General features: G+C 37.8%; 19 protein-coding genes. 7 read left to right on the forward strand and 12 right to left on the reverse strand.

Going from position 1 to position 18618, the window contains the following annotated elements; genetic code table 11:
• Nucleotides 1-48 precede the first annotated feature (48 nt).
• Together torE and ED622_RS00615 are read right to left on the reverse strand one after the other, a co-directional pair.
• Complete coding sequence (torE, locus tag ED622_RS00610) at nt 49-225, reverse strand: trimethylamine N-oxide reductase system protein TorE (RefSeq protein ID WP_060992256.1); 177 nt, start codon at nt 223-225, stop codon at nt 49-51.
• Nucleotides 226-555: 330 nt separating this feature from the next.
• Nucleotides 556-864: a DUF1289 domain-containing protein gene (locus tag ED622_RS00615; protein ID WP_122032050.1), complete on the reverse strand. Its 309-nt coding sequence runs from the start codon at nt 862-864 to the stop codon at nt 556-558.
• 86 nt (nt 865-950) lie between these two features.
• Here ED622_RS00615 and ED622_RS00620 point away from each other — a divergent pair, with 86 nt between their 5' ends.
• Both ED622_RS00620 and ED622_RS00625 read left to right on the forward strand, forming a co-directional pair.
• Entirely contained in the window at nt 951-1469 is a 519-nt protein-coding gene (locus ED622_RS00620) for a DUF2058 domain-containing protein (protein ID WP_122032051.1), read from the forward strand.
• 4 nt (nt 1470-1473) lie between these two features.
• Nucleotides 1474-1668, forward strand: coding sequence for a DUF2986 domain-containing protein (locus ED622_RS00625; RefSeq protein WP_122032052.1), 195 nt, complete (start codon nt 1474-1476; stop codon nt 1666-1668).
• 117 nt (nt 1669-1785) lie between these two features.
• Here ED622_RS00625 and yjjG read toward each other — a convergent pair whose 3' ends face one another.
• From yjjG to ED622_RS00650, 5 genes are read right to left on the reverse strand one after another with little or no spacing between them, the layout of a single operon-like run.
• Nucleotides 1786-2466: a pyrimidine 5'-nucleotidase gene (gene yjjG / locus ED622_RS00630; RefSeq protein WP_122032053.1), complete on the reverse strand. Its 681-nt coding sequence runs from the start codon at nt 2464-2466 to the stop codon at nt 1786-1788.
• A gap of 38 nt (nt 2467-2504) precedes the next feature.
• The gene (modC, locus tag ED622_RS00635) at nt 2505-3599 is read right to left on the reverse strand and encodes a molybdenum ABC transporter ATP-binding protein ModC (RefSeq protein WP_122032054.1); all 1095 of its coding nucleotides are present in this window, start codon (nt 3597-3599) and stop codon (nt 2505-2507) included.
• A 3-nt stretch (nt 3600-3602) separates the two neighbouring features.
• Nucleotides 3603-4292, reverse strand: a complete 690-nt coding sequence (gene modB / locus ED622_RS00640; protein WP_122032055.1) for a molybdate ABC transporter permease subunit — start codon at nt 4290-4292, stop codon at nt 3603-3605.
• A complete protein-coding gene (gene modA / locus ED622_RS00645) occupies nt 4292-5026 on the reverse strand; it encodes a molybdate ABC transporter substrate-binding protein (protein WP_122032056.1) in 735 nt (244 codons plus the stop codon). Before modA ends, modB begins: the two co-directional genes overlap by 1 nt.
• A gap of 13 nt (nt 5027-5039) precedes the next feature.
• On the reverse strand, nt 5040-6545 hold the full coding sequence (locus ED622_RS00650; RefSeq protein WP_122032057.1) for a cobyric acid synthase: 1506 nt from the start codon (nt 6543-6545) through the stop codon (nt 5040-5042).
• Nucleotides 6546-6760: 215 nt separating this feature from the next.
• Here ED622_RS00650 and ED622_RS00655 point away from each other — a divergent pair, with 215 nt between their 5' ends.
• The 4 genes from ED622_RS00655 to ED622_RS00670 all read left to right on the forward strand — a co-directional run bounded on the left by ED622_RS00655 (nt 6761) and on the right by ED622_RS00670 (nt 11356).
• The gene (locus ED622_RS00655) at nt 6761-7141 is read left to right on the forward strand and encodes a YgiW/YdeI family stress tolerance OB fold protein (RefSeq protein WP_122032058.1); all 381 of its coding nucleotides are present in this window, start codon (nt 6761-6763) and stop codon (nt 7139-7141) included.
• 83 nt (nt 7142-7224) lie between these two features.
• Complete coding sequence (locus tag ED622_RS00660; RefSeq protein ID WP_122032059.1) at nt 7225-7764, forward strand: hypothetical protein; 540 nt, start codon at nt 7225-7227, stop codon at nt 7762-7764.
• Nucleotides 7765-7891: 127 nt separating this feature from the next.
• The gene (locus tag ED622_RS00665) at nt 7892-9778 is read left to right on the forward strand and encodes a methyl-accepting chemotaxis protein (protein WP_162922411.1); all 1887 of its coding nucleotides are present in this window, start codon (nt 7892-7894) and stop codon (nt 9776-9778) included.
• Between the two features lie 159 nt (nt 9779-9937).
• Nucleotides 9938-11356 carry a lytic transglycosylase F gene (locus ED622_RS00670; protein WP_122032060.1) on the forward strand — a complete coding sequence of 473 codons (1419 nt, stop codon included), beginning with the start codon at nt 9938-9940 and terminating at the stop codon, nt 11354-11356.
• Nucleotides 11357-11418: 62 nt separating this feature from the next.
• On the opposite strand, the gene ED622_RS00675 is transcribed toward ED622_RS00670, so the two are convergent.
• The 4 genes from ED622_RS00675 to nrdD all read right to left on the reverse strand — a co-directional run bounded on the left by ED622_RS00675 (nt 11419) and on the right by nrdD (nt 16008).
• Entirely contained in the window at nt 11419-12072 is a 654-nt protein-coding gene (locus ED622_RS00675; RefSeq protein WP_122032061.1) for an ATP-dependent zinc protease, read from the reverse strand.
• 67 nt (nt 12073-12139) lie between these two features.
• Entirely contained in the window at nt 12140-13327 is a 1188-nt protein-coding gene (locus ED622_RS00680; protein ID WP_122032062.1) for an amino acid aminotransferase, read from the reverse strand.
• A 90-nt stretch (nt 13328-13417) separates the two neighbouring features.
• Entirely contained in the window at nt 13418-13888 is a 471-nt protein-coding gene (nrdG, locus tag ED622_RS00685; RefSeq protein WP_122032063.1) for an anaerobic ribonucleoside-triphosphate reductase-activating protein, read from the reverse strand.
• Nucleotides 13888-16008: an anaerobic ribonucleoside-triphosphate reductase gene (gene nrdD, locus ED622_RS00690; protein WP_122032064.1), complete on the reverse strand. Its 2121-nt coding sequence runs from the start codon at nt 16006-16008 to the stop codon at nt 13888-13890. The genes nrdG and nrdD overlap by 1 nt, the downstream gene beginning before the upstream one ends.
• A 198-nt stretch (nt 16009-16206) precedes the next feature.
• On the opposite strand from nrdD, the gene ED622_RS00695 reads away from it, so the two are divergent.
• The gene (locus ED622_RS00695; protein ID WP_254052564.1) at nt 16207-17133 is read left to right on the forward strand and encodes an endonuclease/exonuclease/phosphatase family protein; all 927 of its coding nucleotides are present in this window, start codon (nt 16207-16209) and stop codon (nt 17131-17133) included.
• An 87-nt stretch (nt 17134-17220) separates the two neighbouring features.
• On the opposite strand, the gene ED622_RS00700 is transcribed toward ED622_RS00695, so the two are convergent.
• On the reverse strand, nt 17221-18408 hold the full coding sequence (locus ED622_RS00700) for a tetratricopeptide repeat protein (RefSeq protein ID WP_122032066.1): 1188 nt from the start codon (nt 18406-18408) through the stop codon (nt 17221-17223).
• Nucleotides 18409-18618: the final 210 nt, after the last annotated feature.

Consider the following 18618-nt stretch of genomic DNA (forward strand, 5'->3'; position numbering starts at 1 on the left):
TTTTATCTAATTCTAATTGTTGTTTCGATTCTGTCTAAAAAGAGAGAATCAACCACCGTGACCTGGCATACCAAAAAACAGTGCCTGCATTAACCATACAGAGAAACCATACGCACCAACCACACCCACACTTAGAATTGGGAAAAGAACAACTGTGATGAAGAAAAAGGCTTTCCATTCAGATGAACGCTCTGCTCCATCGTTTTGCTTTATTGCATTGCTCATAATTTTATTCCTAGTTATCTTTCTACTTTATAAATATAGAAAATGTTAACAAGTTGTCGAACCTATCTGACATAGATTTTAATCCCTCACAAATAGTGCTTCAATTAAATTTTCAAGATAAACCCTTTTATCTACTAGTTTTTTGCGTTCATCCAGAGATGTATTTAATTGAAATATAATATGTAAAAATATTAATACTTGTGACAATTTAATTTTATGTGATAAATGTTAATAATGTTAATTACCTCTAAAGGATAGGTTATTTTAGCAACTTTACTAATTGATCTACATCAATTTAATCAATCTATTTTATAGAGTAGCACGTAAATATTACGCTATAGGTTTCTTTGATAAGCAATGTTGACATAAACACTCTGAGTTCTCAGAAACAATACCAACATCCCGAGTTTCAACACCAAAACACCAGCAAGTTTCCTTTCCCATTTTAATGTCACACTGAGCAGGCTTACTGCATTCTGGGCAACGATGCGTGGAGGCTTTTCCTGATAACCTATCCATCACCATCTCTCTCTCGTCATCTGTCATTGATTTCCACTCTATAATCTCAGTGATGGTTCGTTTGCAACCAATACAGATACCATCTTCATTTTTACAAGCTGCAATACAAGGTGTTTTCATCTTTACTTCTCTCTATGTCCTTTAAATCCCATACAAGTCATGGGATAATCGTCGGAATTCGACATCGTTATTATTAGGAATTATTTATGGCACTAAGCTTACAAGAGCAAATGCTAAAAGCTGGGTTAGTGAACCAAAAGAAAGTAGCAAAAGCAAAGAAAGCTTCAAAAAAATCACGAGTTCAAAATCGTGAAGCAAAAGCAGCGGTTGAACTAAACAAAGCCGCACAAGTAGAAAAAGACAAAGAACTAAGCTTAAAACACAAAGCTGAAAAAGAACAAAAAGAATTAGCTGCACAAATCAAACAATTGATTACTGCAAATAAGCTAGATCGCACTCATGGCGATATCGGCTATAACTTTACTGATGGTACGTTAGTTAAAAAGATGTACGTAGACAAAACAATGCAAACACAATTGATTGCTGGCCGTCTTGCTATTGTTCACTTTAATGAAGATTACGAAATTGTTCCTGCTGGTGTTGCTGATAAAATTACACTACGTGATGAATCAGTTGTTGTACTTAACAACGTTATCGCGGAAGATGCACAGGATGAAGACGACCCGTATGCGGAATTCGTTATTCCTGATGATTTGATGTGGTAATAAGATGAGCCGTAAAAATAAAGTCAAAGAGACTCTTTTAAAAAAGCACCGTAGAACTCAAACGAAAAATAGCCGTTCGCATAATAAGCCGAAGTACATTTGTAAAGCTGATCGCGAAAAGATGGAGCTTGAAGCTGAACAAGCTGCCGCAGAATCGAAGAACACAAAAGTAGAACAAGTAACGCCATCAGAAGAGTAATATTTTCTGAGAGTAAGAAATAAAAAACCTCATTGTAATAATTAACAATGAGGTTTTTTTTACGACTATACTAAGAGTGTTAATTAAATAATCTATTGATTAATATTAAAAATAACTCTATATATCTGCTAATACTGCTTGTAAAGCATAAAGAGACCCAACCGTATATGTTGGCTCGACACCTTCAGGGCACGCTTGTTCTTTCTCATTTAACCAGCAGGTATCCACGCCGGCATTCATTCCCCCTAATACGTCAGAATCAGGGTTATCACCTACCATTAATACTTTAGATAAATCGACAGAGCCCATCTGAGAAAAAGTATGTTCAAAGATACGTTTATCTGGTTTTGCTACACCCACTTGTTCTGAAATCGTAATTAATTCAAAATAATGGCTGAATTCGGTTTTTTCTAAACGGATTTTTTGTAGTTCAGTGAATCCATTGGTTATGATCCCCATCTTTACATTATTCGCTAACAATGAATCAAGTAATTCTTTTGCGCCATCTAGTGGGGTACAAATCTCTGCCATTGCCATCATAAAAGCACTATTCATTGCTTTTGGCGTAACTCCGACTTTCTTTGCCCACTCTTCAAAGCGTGTTTCTTGTAGCTGCTGAGCTGTAATTTCATTGTCTTGGTATTGCACCCACAATGGTTTGTTCACCAATTGATATTCAATGAATTGTTCTTTACTAAAATCAATGCCATAGCCTTCAAACATACGCTGTAAACCGGCAAATGCATCAAAATGAAAAAGTGTTTCATCGGCATCAAATAATATCCATTGGTACTTCATATTTACTTCCTTTATGAGGGCTTAAATTTTTAATATCATTATTTTGAGCATAAGTCTGATTGAGTCACACTTACACCTTTAATTTGTGCAAACCACTGTTGTTCGGGCTCTAACCCTAAATCTTCTTTTGCCCAACGCGTAATATTAGCCCACAGTACATGGCCAGATAAATTCAATTTAACTGCCACCACATCGTTTTCTTTATCTTCTGTTAGGCTTTCAATAATCACAGGTAAGATATTACGGATCGAACTTTGATCAGGTTGTTGCTTAATCAAAGAGACATCATTCGCTCTAATACGTAAACGAATGTTCTGCCCTTCTTCTGTACAATCACAAGGCGATTTTACCCAAATACCTTGCTGGCTATTATTTAATGTTACCAGTGTCATTGGATGCTCTGGATGCAGCTCTGTTATCGTTCCTTCCAATAACACCGAATGCTCTGATGCACTTAACCAAGGTCGCATTAATGGAGAACTCCAGACCTGTGTAATATCACCCGCTAGACTGACTTTACCTTGGTTAAGTAAAACCATATGATCTGCTAAACGTAATATTTCATCTAAACTGTGTGATACATAAATAATCGGCGTTTGGATCTCTTTTGCTAATCTCTCTAGATATGGCATAACTTCATGCTTTCTTGGTAAATCCAAAGAAGCCAGTGGTTCATCCATTATAAGTAATGCCGGTTCAGATAAAATAGCTCGACCAATTGCCACTCGCTGCTTCTCACCACCAGATAAAGAGTGAGGATAGCGCTGCAGTAAAGATTCAATGTCTAATAGCTTTACTACATCATTGAATAAATTAGTTCTTTTACCATTGCAGCCATAAAGTAAATTTCCCTCTACTTTATAATGAGGAAATAGACGGGCATCTTGAAATACATAGCCGATATGACGCTGTTCTGGTGGCACTGATACTCTTGTATCCGAATCAAATAACACCGAATTATTAAGGCTAATTCGTCCTGAATCTGGTGAGCTAAGACCACTAATAATATTTGCGAGTGAAGACTTACCTGCCCCTGAGCGACCAAACACTGCGCTAATACCAGAGGATGGTAATGATAATTGAACATCGAGGTTCAAATCACCTAATTGTTTTTTTATATCAATGACTAGCATAAATTAACCCATTAACCTTTTTTTACTGGCACGCGCTAACCATTCTGAAAGTAGTAAAGATATTAAAGCGACAATAATTGAAATAACACACAAACGTGCAGCTTCTATTTCAGCCCCTGGGATCTCAATATAACTAAACATAGCAAGAGGAAGCGTTCGAGTCTCACCCTCTATATTTGAAACGAAGCTGATCGTTGCACCAAACTCACCTAAGCTACGTGCAAAAGCCAATACCGCACCCGTCAAAATACCAGGTAACATCAATGGTAGGGTGATCGTGCTAAAGACTTTGGTGCGAGATGCTCCCAGCGTTCGAGCCGCTTGTTCTAATTTTTGATCGACTGATTCTAGAGCCAAACGAATTGCACGAACCATCAAGGGTAATGCAACAATAGCTGAAGCGAGTGCAGCCCCTTTCCAATTAAAACTGAATGTTAGGCCAAATAGCTCATACAACCATTTACCAATAACGCCTTGTCGTCCCATTGAAATAAGCAGTAAATAACCAATCACGACTGGTGGCAGCACTAAGGGTAAATGAATTAAACCATCAAGTATGGCTTTTCCTTTAAACTCACAACGAGCCAATATCCAAGCCAAAAGGATACCAATAGGTAAAGAAAAGCCAACAGCTATGCCTGCAATTTTTAAGCTCAGTAGTAATGCTTCTACTTCATAATCCGTCAATATCATTAAATTGTTGTAAATCCATAAGAGGTGAATATATTTTTGGCTTTTTCAGATAATAAATATTGATAAAAATGAGTGACTTTATTTGAGTTTTTATTTTTTATTATTGCCATTGGATACACAATAGGATCATGAGAATCAGCAGGAAACTCCTCCACAATTGCGACTTCTTTTGACAATAATGCATCTGTTTTATACACGATACCCAGTGGCGCTTCATCACGTTCAACAAACAATAAAGCAGAACGAACATTGTTGCCTGACGCAATATGATCTTTCACTTCAGGCCAGCGAAACTGTTTTTCTAAACTTTGTTTTCCATAGATCCCCGCAGGTACATGCCTAGGATCTGCCATTGCAATTCGGAAGCCTTTTTGCCCAATAAACCACTGCCATGTATTTTTTTTGGGCGTGCTTTTCGAGGCAATTAACACCAAGCTATTTCGTAATAAATCCACTTTGCTTTCTGTGTCTATTTGATCTTGTTCAACCAAATAGTCCATCCATTTACTATTTGCTGAAAGGTAAATATCCGCCGGTGCGCCATTAGCAATTTGTCGAGCCAATGAAGATGACCCAGCAAAGCTGACTCGTACTTTTTCACCCGTTTCATTTTGGTATTCATCAACAATATCATTCATCACATTGGTTAATGACGATGCAGCATAAACCGTTACATTTGCTGATACTGATAAAGAGCTAAACAAGAGTGCTAAAAATAATGTCAATCGGGACATACTTATACTTTCCTTAATATGCTGCTTTCTTTTCAAATAAATTTGGCCAGATCTGTGACAGATCTAAACTCTCTTCAATAGACTCAGCAATACGCTCAATTGCTTCTTCTTGAATTTCGCTCATATCTACCGCTTTAGCCTTTTGTAGACCCGCCCAAGATAAAATGGCTTCAAATGCGGCGGGCTCATCGAAAATACCATGCAAATAAGTGCCAAAAATGGTGTCTTCATCATTAAGTGTACCATCATGCCTTACGGTACTTTCATTTGTAATTGAGATTGGGTAATTATTATCTATAGCCTTAGTGCCTTCTTTTATACGAGTACTTACTCCGGCATGAATTTCATAACCTTTAATACTTGCTAAAGCTTGTTCAGGAAGGTTCAACGTCCCCTCAACCAACGTTAATTGTTTTTGTTTTTTTAACTCAGTGACGATCGGTAAATAACCTAAACCAGAAATCGAGGAGGCTTTTCCCTCCAAGCCAAGTGGGTCAGAAAGATTCTCACCTAACATTTGATACCCTCCACAAATACCCATGACTTTACCGCCATAGCGTAAATGCCTCTCAATGTCTTTATCCCAACCTTGTGATTTAAGATAAGTTAAGTCGGCTTGGACTGATTTACTGCCCGGTAAGATAATAAAATCGGCACCTGACAAAGAATGTCCTTTTCCTACAAATTGAAGATCTATTTCAGGATGTAAGCGTAATGGATCAAAATCGGTATGATTACTTATGCGTGTAACGACAGGCACTTTAACAACAAACTTCCCTTTCTCTTGCTGTTCACTCTTAATCGCATCTTCCGCTTCTAAATTTAACCCATGTAAATACGGAATAACACCCAATACTGGTTTACCCGTTTTCTCTTCTAACCACTCAAGTCCAGGAACCAATAATGAAATATCACCTCGAAAACGGTTAATCACAAAGCCTTTTACTCGTGCTTGTTCTGATTCAGACAATAATGCCAGCGTGCCATAGAGATGAGCAAACACCCCACCGCGGTCAATATCAGCAACAATAATAACAGGAACATCAGCCGCTTCTGCAAAGCCCATATTAGCGATGTCATTTTCACGTAAGTTAATCTCAGCAGGACTTCCCGCTCCTTCAACGACAACGCACTGATAGTGATCAGTTAGATAAGAAAAAGATTCTAAAACATAAGGCATGGCTAATTTTTTGTAATCTTGAAAGCCCCAAGCATCCATAGTTTCAATCGCTTTACCCTGAACAATAACTTGAGCACCAATATCAGTATTTGGCTTTAATAAAATAGGATTCATATGAACATTAGGTTTTACTCTTGCCGCATCAGCTTGAAGTGCTTGAGCCCGACCAATCTCCCCCCCTTCTTCTGTCACCGCGCTATTAAGTGCCATGTTCTGTGGCTTAAAAGGGGCAACTTGGATCCCTTTATTGGCAAGAACTCGGCATAAGCCTGCCACAAGTACGGTTTTTCCTGCATCAGAGGTAGTACCTTGAACCATTAACGGAGTAAAGTTGTTCATAATTCCATCTATTTTACGTTAGAAATTCAGTCGATAATATTAACATTATTCTCAGTTGAGAGGCGAGGTTCTGTTTGTCTTCTTATGTTCTTAATTCAAGATGAATCGAATATGAATAATTTACTCACGATAGATTCAACCTTGTTTTGTTTTAATAGCTCTATCGAAGCGATACCGCTTAAATTAACTCTCTATGCATCACTTAAGGATCTATTATGAAAAAGACAATTATTGCTATTACTGCAGCCCTAATCTTATCTCCTACTATTGCTCTTGCTGGAAATGGTGACCACGACAATCATAAACAAGCACAATTTAATTACACTGGTCCTGTCAGCACAATTACCGTTGCTGAATTACTGAAAGATACAAGTATGTTCACTGAGCAAAATGCCATTGTAGATGGCCAAATCATTCGCCATGTACGTAAAGATAAATACCTATTCTCTGATGGCACGACAGAGATTCAAATTGAACTAGATGATGATATCTCATTACCAACAGCAATTAATGAAACCACGAAAGTTCGTTTATTTGGTGAATATGAAGGCGGAAGCACACCAGAAATTGAAGTTGATAGAGTTCAAATCCTGTAAAATCACCTAAAATACTTATAACTTGGCCTGCATTTTGCAGGCTTTTTCATAGATAAAATTCATGAATGTTAGGTTAATAAGTTATGGAATCAACTAAGTACATCAAAAAGGCTCTCATATTGGCAACCATGCTATCTTCGTCAACAGCAATGGCCAATAACTTCCCTTACAGTTTTTTTGAAGCCCGAGTAGGTACGAGCCCTGGTACATTTGGTGCTCAAATTAACCAACAATTTACTGAAAATTCTCACCTCGTAGGGCAAATTGAAAGTAAATTTGAAGGTGACTGGGATATCAATGGTGGTATTGGTTTTAATGGACCTATTAATGAATTTGCTGATATTTATGGTCAACTATTGCTTCATAACGTAAAAGACAAATCAAGTGACAAATTTGGTGATGAAATGCTCACTGAAGTAAATATTGGTCTTCGAGTTTGGTTAATGCAACAAATTGAAGTTGGCGCTAAATATGGACAGCTATTTAATAGTGACGTAAGTAAAGATATCGGTAGCGTGCATTTTCGTTTTCATTCAACGGAGCAGTTATCTGTTGGTGCTGAGGCTAAATTTAGCGGTGTTTATGGTGGTCAAATGATGATGACTGCCAGATTTACATTCTAACTACATTATTACACAACTTAGATCACATTATTGACTATTGATAGAACTGGTTATAACAGTATATCAATAGATACGTGTTATATATTGCGCCAAATTCTTATGCGTAACTAATATCTGTGGTCTTAATATGCTGAAAAATATTTCAATCAAAAACAAACTCACATTAATGTTTGTGATTGTCATCCTAGTGATGGCATCAATTCAAACAGTAATGACTGGACGTCAACTACTTGATGAAACCTATCGCTCAGTGAATCAGTTTTCAGCAGCAATTACTAAAGTAAGTGTTTCAGGACTTGATAAATGGATAAGCGGTCGTACTAATATTGTTGAAGCATCCACTAATGCTTTTTCTCATTCAGCTATCCCTATCAGTTATTTTAACCAAGCTCAAAGAGCTGGACACTTTATAATTAACTACGCAGGTTTAGACACTGGCGAGTTTTTTCAGAGCAATGATGATAATCCTGTCCCTGCAGGATACGACCCGCGTCAACGCGGTTGGTATAAAGAAGCTTCTTCGACAACAAATACCATAGTTACCAGTCCTTATGTTGATGCCGGTAATGGCGATCTTGTTGTAACTATTGCGAAAGCATTTAGTACTAATGGTTATCGTGGTGTTATTGGTGCCGACGTTAGCATTCAATCTATTGTTGATGATATTTTAGCTATTAACCAAGATGGTGTTTCTGCATTCCTAATTGATGGCAACGGCAACTTTGTTGCCCATCCTGATAGAAACATGACCATGAAATCTATTTCTGCACTTGGTAATGATTTCTCATTAAGTCGAATCCAACAACTTGCAACGAACCACTCTCAAACCGAAGTTAATGTTTATGGTAGCGATGCTTTTTTAACTGCTGCAAAAGTACCTCAAACTGATTGGTATTTCATTGTTGTTGTTGATAAGCAGCAAGCCTTTGCCTCAGTTAGAAGCGTATTACGCGATTCTACAATAATGACATTACTTCAAATCGCTATCATTGCCATTCTTGCTATGTTCTTAATTAAGCACGCATTAGCCCCGTTAAATACATTAAGCAAAGCAATGGAAGATCTGGCAAATGGTAATGGCGACTTAACACAACGCATTGAAGTTAATTCTAAAGATGAAATAGGAATATTAGCCACTCACGTCAATGGTTTTGTTGAAAAACTTCAATCCATAGTGAAAGATATCGCAACCTCTTCGTCAGAGTTGGATTCACAGTCAAAAGTGAGTACAAAAGTAGCCCGTCAAACTAATGATGGTTTAACTATTCAATTAAATGAAATTTCACAAATCGCTACTGCTGTTCATGAAATGTCAGCGACAGCTCAAGAAGTTGCTAACAACGCGCAAATGACGGCAGATTCTGCGGTCAGTTCAACTGAGAATTGCGAGCAAGGTAAATTAGTTATCATGCGTAATCAGGAATCAATTACTAACCTTGCTAACCAAGTGGACAACGCATCAGGTATTATCCAAGAGCTAGATAAAAACGCACAAGATATTAATACCATTCTTTCGACGATTCGCGATATTGCTGAGCAAACCAACCTACTTGCACTTAATGCCGCAATTGAAGCAGCACGAGCAGGTGAACAAGGTCGTGGTTTTGCTGTCGTTGCTGATGAGGTTCGTGTTTTATCCCAACGAACTCACAGTTCAACGGATGAGATCCGTAATATGATCGAAACACTGCAGCGCAATACTGAAAATGCTGTTCAAAGTATGGATGAAAGCAAAAGCTTCGCTCAATCTAGTGTAGATGATGCTAATAATGCAACTCACGCATTAGAAGAAATTGCGATTTCTATTACCCAAATTTCAGATATGGCGATTCAAATCTCAAGTGCTGCCGCAGAGCAAAGAACGGTTACTGATGAGGTTAGTAAGAATATCCAATCAGCTAACGATGTGTCCGATCAAATGTCACATCAAGCTGATAATTCACAAAAATTATCAGAAGAGCTGCGTAGCATTGCTAAGCAACTAAATAATCAAGTTCATTTATTTAAATACTGATATCTAAGTAAATAACCAACAAAGCCAGTGCATGATTCCTAATATGCGCTGGTTTTTTGTTTCATAAATAGAAACCTTACTCCATTAATATAAAAACACTTGATTTCACTTCTTTTTAACACTAATTTGTTAGTATGTTGTTAAAAAGGATATTTCGACATGAATCTGTTACGTAGTTTTATTGTATTATTGCTATTAATTCCAAGCTTAGCTTTCTCCCTTGAATTATCACCTCTGGCTCAGGTTCCATATACTGGTGATCTTGATAGTTTAAAAAAGAAAGGAACTGTCAGAGTTCTTGTTTCAGCCGATCTTGGTTTCTACTACATTGAAAAAGGCCAGCCTAAAGGAATTATTGCTGAGTTTCTTCACCATTTTGAATTGCATTTACGTAAAAATAAAATTCATGTCAATGTTCAAGTTATCCCAATTCCACGGGATGATCTTTTTGATGCGCTCGAAGCTGGTTTTGGGGATATTGCCGTCGCTAATTTAACCATTACACCACAGCGTTTAAAATATGTGGATTTTAGTGACCCTATCATCAGTAACAGCCAAGAGTGGCTTGTGACCTCAAAATCAGTCCCGACGATTACTTCTTTCGATGACCTATCAGGAAAAGAAGTCTGGGTTCGAGCAAGTTCGAGTTATTTTGAAAGTTTACAGGTTATTAATAAAACCTTATCAGAAAAAGGGCTTCCTCCTGTACATGTTCAATTTATCGAAGAGAATCTTCAAGATTACGAATTAATGGAGATGATAAATCAAGATATCCTTCCTATTACTGTTATTGATAGCCACAAATCACAATTGTGGACAAAAATAATGGAGAATATCACGATCAATAAATCACTCCCAATCCGCACTGATGCAAATATTGGTTGGGCAATAAGAAAAGATAGCCCTCAATTAAAAGTAGCGGTTAATAAATACGTAAAGAAAATTAAACAAGGCTCTTTTCTAGGAAATGTTATTTATAATAAATACCTTGATAATACCAAGTGGCTTAAAAATGCACTTAATCCCAAAACAGTTAAACAATTTAACAGCCTAGCTCTTTTATTCGAGCAATATGCGGATCAATATCAATTCGATTGGTTAATGATTTCGGCTCAAGCTTATCAAGAATCACGATTTAACAATCGACTTGTTTCTCATATGGGTGCGGTAGGGATTATGCAGGTACTACCTAAAACAGCCAAGGAACCTTATATAAACATAAAGAATTTCAGACAGTTAGAAAATAACATTCATGCTGGTGTAAAATATATGGACTTTGTTCATAAACGCTACTTCTTAAAACCAGAAATAACCAAAGAAAATCAAATGTATTTTTCATTAGCAGCTTACAATGCGGGCCCTGCTAATGTCAGAAAAATGCGTAGAATGGCGGTAAAGCACGGCTATAATCCTAATGTCTGGTTTAATAATGTGGAGATCATGGCTAGAAAGTATGTAAGTAAGGAGCCTGTTCACTATGTGGCTAATATCAGCCGTTACTATGTTATCTATAAACAGATTGCATTACTGCAATCACTTAGAGAACATCAAAACGCCTCCAACTACAAACTGTTTTAACTAGCCAAAAAAACGCCCAAAGATTATCTTTGGGCGTTTTTAGTTCAAATAGTTTATTCAAGCTATTTAGCTAATTTCACTTTTGGTTGAACAAACTTTTTACTAACATCGACAACCGCAACATCACGGAAGAAAGTTCTACCCAGTAATACAGGGAAAGTCATATGTGTACGATCATTCAACGTGAACTCTGTCTGAGTTTTTAAATCACCAATTTGAACCCAAGCTTCAATCACTGGACGATCTGTTCTCTCTTCAGTACTCGATTGTCGAATCGTTACAATACGAGAAACAGGCGATTCAAATTCCTTAGTCTCATTACCACTATGAGCCAGTTTAAACTTAACCCAATCTTTTCCATCACGCTCAAACATTTCAATATCAATTGCAGAGATTGACGATGTTGTTGCTCCTGTATCTACACGAGCCTTAGCATTATGATTAATGGCTTTGATGTACATCCACTCTTCTTCACCTAAAATCAATTTACCATCTGCGGTTTTTAAACTTGTAGCATCTGGCTTCTTAACTGGTGGCTTTGGATCTACTTGCGGCTTCTGTTCTGGTTTTACTTCTGGATTTTTTTCAGGAGTAGCTGGTTGCTCTACCGCTGGTTTATCTGCCGTCTCATCAGGTGTCGTTGTTGCTGTTGTAGACATACAACCAGCAAGCAAAATAGGTAAAAGTAACGTTGACCACTTTTTTGTTATCTTCATGCGTTTTCCTTTACTGTCTTATTTATAATCATCTATTTTAGTATAGTGAATATCTCAAAAATATCTGTTACTTATTTGCAACAGAGGCTACAGATTTTGCAATATAATCAATATGCTGCTTTTGCATACCCGCAATATTAATGCGTCCATCACCTACGGCATAAATACCATGTTCAGATTTTAAACTTGCCATCTGATTAGGGTTGAAACCAATAACTGAGAACATGCCTTTATGCTGTTCAATAACGTCAAAGTCTGTTGATTGTGTTTCATCACGTAATGCCGCACAAAGATCAGTACGCAAACTTAATAGTCGTTTTTGCATCTCATCTAACTCTGTACGCCATGATAACGTTAATGCTTCATCATTTAAGATCCGACCAACAATCGCAGCACCATGATCGGGTGGCATGGTATAAGTAGCACGTGCCATTTGTAGAAGTTTTGCTTTGGTATTCATAGCTATTTCGATATTGGCAGCAATAACCATCGCAGCGCCAGTACGCTCACGGTATAAACCAAAGTTTTTCGAACATGAGGTAGCAATAAACATTTGAGGAACGCGGTCAGCCATAAAACGCAGACCTGCGGCATCAGCTTCTAAGCCATCACCAAAACCTTGGTAGGCAATATCTACAAACGGAATAAAACCATTCTTTAGCGCTAATTCTGTAATGGTAATCCAATCTGAAAGACGAATATCCGCCCCCGTTGGATTATGACAGCAACCGTGAAGCAAAATAATATCTTTAGGACCCGCTTTCGCAAGATCAGCCAGCATCGCTGCACTATCGACTTGTTTTGTTGCAGGATTAAAGTAATTGTAGTGCTTAACCTTTAAGCCAGCAGCTTCCATGATTGGTTGATGATTGATATAACTTGGGTTACTTATCCAAACCGTTGCATCAGGCTCTGTTGATTTAATCAGATCAGCCAGCATACGTAAGGCACCACTCGCCCCTGGGGTTTGAATGGCAGAAACACGTTCATAAGCAGAGGTGTCACGTAGCAGTAAATCAACCATACTTTGGTTAAACACTTCACAACCAGCAAGGCCAACATAGGCTTTTGTGGTTTGCTCTGCAGCGATAGCTTTTGCTGAATCGCTCACCGCTTTCATGATTGGAGTTTGACCTTGGTCATTACGATAAACACCAATGCCGAGATCGACTTTGTTGTCACGATCGTCAGCACGGTATTCAATAGAAAGAAAAAGAATGGGATCTTTAGCTGGAGTCGCTATATTTTGCAGCATATTTTCATATCCTTATGATCTGTAATGTATTTAAATTACCATTCAGATAGGAAAATATCACGGTTTATTGTTTAGTTTTTCACATTTTTCTTACAAAACATTAATTGTATGAATAATTTGATTGCTCGAACCACGCCATTCCAATGACGGATCGGCTTTATCTTGTTCAAAGCGACCATCAATGAGTGTATCAATCAGAGCCACTATCTCTTTTTGTGTCTCATTAAGCTCGTTTAATTCGTAACCCGTCCACATCCAAATGTCTTTATTTTCACATTCAGATTTAACGCGTTTGACTAACTTAAGGACCGATTCGCAGTTCATTGGATGCAGCGGGTCACCACCAGATAACGACAATCCTCGACGATAAATACGTGTATCGTTCAAGTCAGCAATGATCTTATCTTCTAACTGCTGACAAAAAAGATGCCCCGAATTTGGATTTAATGTGGCCTTGTTGTAGCACCCTTTACAGTTGTGCTCACAACCAGAAACAAACAGGGTACAACGCGTACCCGGTCCGTTAATCACATCAATCGAATGATAGACGTGATAATTCATTATAAATGCTTCACTCGGCGTTGAACTTCTTCTTGCTTACCAAAGTTAAATGGACGTGCATCTGGACTGCCTAAGTAACCACAAACACGACGTGTTACTGATACTTTGGTTGAGTCATGATTACCACATTTAGGGCACGTAAAGCCTTTGCTTGTACACTCAAACTCACCGGTGTAACCACACTCATAACACTCATCAATTGGTGTATTTGTTCCATAATAAGGCACACGGCTGTAGCTGTAATCCCATACGTTTTCTAACGCTTCAATATTGCGTTGCATGTTAGGGAATTCCCCATAACAAATAAAGCCACCACTTGAAATCTCAGGGTAAGGCATTTCAAAATCAATTTTGTCGTATGGGTTTACTGTTTTTTGTACATCTAAATGGAAGCTATTGGTGTAGTAGCCTTTATCTGTCACTTTATCAATCACACCGAATTGGGTGTTATCAAGCTTACAGAAGCGAGAACATAAGTTTTCACTTGGCGTTCCATAAAGACTAAAACCAAAACCCGTTTCTTTTGTCCAAATTTCTACTGCATCTTTTAGGTATTGAATGATTTCTAATGCTTTTGCTTGAAGCTCAGCATTGTCATATAAGTGATCATCACTGCCAAATAGTGCTTCAATCGTTTCATGTACACCAATGTAGCCCAGAGATACAGACGCGCGACCATTTTTGAAGATGTTGATAATGTCATCATCTGGTTTCAAACGAACACCACACGCACCTTCCATATAAAGGATAGGAGCAACGCGAGCTTTCACACCTTCTAAGCGAGAAATACGTGTTTCTAATGCACGACGACAAAGAAGTAGACGATCATCAAGCAATTTATAGAATTCGGTAACATCACCCTTTGCTTCAATCGCTACACGAGGAAGATTTAAGCTGATCACGCCAATGTTGTTACGACCATCATGGATTTGCTCACCATTTTCTTCATAAACGTCTAGGAAGCTGCGACAACCCATTGGGGTTTTAAATGAACCTGTCACTTCAACTACTTTGTCGTAGTTAAGAATGTCTGGGTACATACGCTTTGATGCACACTCAAGCGCAAGCTCTTTAATATCGTAATGTGGATCTGATTTTTTATGATTCAAACCATCACGAATAGCAAAGACTAATTTAGGGAATACCGCTGTTTTACGGTTTTTACCTAAACCAGCAATACGGTTCGCTAAAATAGAGCGTTGGATCAATTTAGATTCCCACGTTGTACCTAAGCCAAAACCAAAAGTAACAAAAGGGGTTTGTCCGTTCGCTGTATGCAGTGTATTGACTTCATACTCTAAAGATTGGAATGCGTCGTAACACTCTTTTTCTGTTTGTGCTTGAGCAAATGCTTCAGCATCTGCAATGTTCCATTTTTCAGCCAATTTTTTCGCTTTTTCATAACTAACAGTTACGTATGGCGCAAGAATTTCATCAATGCGGTTGATAGTTGTGCCACCGTAAATATGACTTGCTACTTGAGCAATAATTTGTGCGGTTACTGCTGTTGCTGTGGCAATTGATTTTGGCGTATCAATTTCAGCATTACCCATCTTAAAGCCACCCGTTAACATGCCTTTTAAGTCAATCAGCATACAGTTAAACATTGGGAAAAAAGGTGCGTAATCTAAGTCATGATAATGGATCTCTCCACGCTCATGTGCTTGTACAATATCACGAGGTAAAATATGACGTGTTGCATAGTGTTTTGCCACAATACCAGCAAGTAAATCACGTTGTGTTGGAATAACTTTACCGTCTTTATTCGCGTTTTCATTAAGAAGTTCAGCATTGCTTTGTTCAATCAGACCACTGATTTCTTTATTTAGTACACTGATTTTCTCACGAGCGATATCACGGTCATGACGATATTCAATATAAGCACGCGCTAATACTTTATGTGGTCCTTGCATTAATTCATTTTCAACCAAATCTTGGATCTGGCGAATACCGACTTCTTTCTTATCCTGTAGAGCCACTTCTACAGCATGGGCCACTAACTGTGCATAACTTTCAATCTCAGGTGTTACCTGCTCTGACGCGCCTTTAATTGCGTCAATAATACGAGAGTTCTTATAGGCTGCGCGGCTTCCGTCTCGTTTGATTACAGTGATATTCACAATAGCTCCAAATACTAAATAGTGGGTGCATTAGATCAACTAACACAAGATGTGGTGTATTAAGCTCGATCTACGAATAAAATACTTTGATCTAGATCAAGCTAGTTTTATGGGTGATTCTAGTTTCGCCACTGCTTTTAAATTGTTCTCAACTTTGCTGCAATGTATGAAAATGATACATTTTTTTGTGTGCTATCTATGGATTTTTTAATTAAACTGCTTGCGATTTCTGGAGGACTTATGAATCAACGAATTACTCACTTTTTTAGTTTTTGTATCCTTATTTTTAGCTCATTTACTAGTAACGCGATCACATTTTCGACCTGGAACATGGAATGGCTAACACTTAACCCTAATGAAAAATTTAAATCTTCGGAGAGATACCAACAAGACTTTGAACAATTAAGTTACTATTTTTCCCAGTCAAATAGTCAAATTTTGGCTTTTCAAGAAGTCGATTCTATAAAAGCAATCCAAAAAGTCGTTGGTAATGATTATCAAATTTTCATTTCCGATCGCTCTTCTAACTCTAAAAAGCAATTTGATGGTATTAACCAGTACACCGGATTTGCAATTCATCGGTCAATTTCAGTCAATGACCCTAATGATTTTTCTCTTTTGCCTAATAAGAAAAGCAGTAAATTACGCTATGCTACTTATGTTATCGCGAGCATAGATAACCAACCTCTTCACCTTCTATCTGTACACCTAAAAGCGGGATGTATGGGGCAAAAGAAAAATAACTATGCGTGTTCTACTTTAGAGCAACAAACCGAAGAATTAACAGACTGGATGAATGAACGAGAAGAGAACAACGACAAGTATTTAATTTTAGGGGACTTCAATAATACCCTTGCTCACCCAAGAAGTTGGTTATGGAAAAATATCGATAAACAAACGATAAAAACGCCAATGCTGTTAACCGAAAATACCAAAGGAAGCTGCACTGCAAAACAGTGGAAGCGAGGTTGGCCTAAATACACCACGTTTACTCGTTTAATTGACCATGGTATTTCTAATCTATCACCAGAAGCGATCACTGTAACCCAACAAGTTTTCGAGCAATCGGATGTGAAAAAATACCAACTGACGGATCACTGCCCTATTCTTTTTTCATATCAGTAAAACTGGCAATTAAAAAACCTACCAAGAAACAAAAAAGGGACACTAATATAAGCGTCCCTTTCATTACAGGTTATTAAGATAAATGGATTAAAATTTTGCTTTGCTATCCATTTTGGTTTGGCTAAAGTCCAAGCTCTCTTTTTTAGCCTCTTCTTTTACTGTTGATTGAGGCGACGTCTGGTCTTGTTGTTTTGAAGTCTCTTCTTGTTCCTTATCCTGATCTTCTTGTCGCTCACCTTTTGAGCCAGAGCCAATCACAAACTCATTGCTATCAGGAAAATAGCTCTCACGCTGATATAACTTATCCAATGACTTTATAATGATGTGTTTCTTTACTTTACCTCTGGCCATTTTTTCAAATAGAGGTTTTGCCATGCTCTGCAAGCCAATCACGGCATCAACACCGACAAGATGCCCAACATGATCACGTCGAGAAACCGCAGCTTCAATACCATTCTTTGCGGCTAACCATAACCAAATATAAGCAATAGAATTGCCTTTCTCATTAGTATCTGCACCCATTTCTCCCGCAAAATATTGCGCTTTAGCATCACCGGCTTCTGCTGCGACTTCTAACCAATACGTTGCTTTTTTAGGATCAACGGCTACACCTCGACCTTCAGCATACTGCTTACCAATGCGAATTTGAGCTTCAATATTATCAAGCATCGCTGCTCGTAAGTTCCACTCAGCAGCTAATTTAGCATTAGGCTGTGGGTTTGATTCTGCAACATACCAATCAGCAATAAAAAGTTGAGCTGGGATATGATCTAATTCAGCAGCTTCTGTAATTAGATTTATTCCTTTTTCAACATTAGTTTCAGTACCATTACCTTGCAAAAATGCAATACCTAAAGCGAGCTTCTCTTCAGCCCCTCCTTCTTGAGCAGCTACGACCTTACTCCAAAAAACCGATTTTTCTCGCAATTCTACATTTTCACGGCGACTATCGCACAGGCGGATCACTGAACGCATGGCTATACTATTATCCAGTTTTGCTGCCATTTCATACCAATGTAACGACTCTTCAAAATTGTTCATTTCAGCTTCTTTCGCTAAAAACAATTGAGTTGATATATGTCCTGTCTGTGCTTTATACACTCGCTCTTGGCGTTCTGTAGCCCGAGCCTCAGCCAATGCTCTACGATACGAACTTTCATCGCGTTCTTTCTGCTTCTGTTTCTGTTTCTGTTTATTATTCGCGAAAAATAAATTAATACACACTAACACGAGCAAAATAACTAGCCCAACGACAGCGATTTGAATCCAATCCATGCTACCCCATTATTCTAAATTTTTGATATCACCTATTATTATCGACATTTATGACCAAAACATGAAAAAAAATTTGTGATGCATCTTCAAAAAAAACACTTAAACAAACTACAATTTTATAAATTAACTTCATATAGCGTAATTTTTATTTGTATATTTTAAAAATGAGGATTACTATCCAGATCTTGGGGAGTAGTCACAAGGTTTAAT

The organism is Aliivibrio sp. EL58 (genome assembly GCF_900312675.1).
Classification (GTDB): domain Bacteria; phylum Pseudomonadota; class Gammaproteobacteria; order Enterobacterales; family Vibrionaceae; genus Aliivibrio.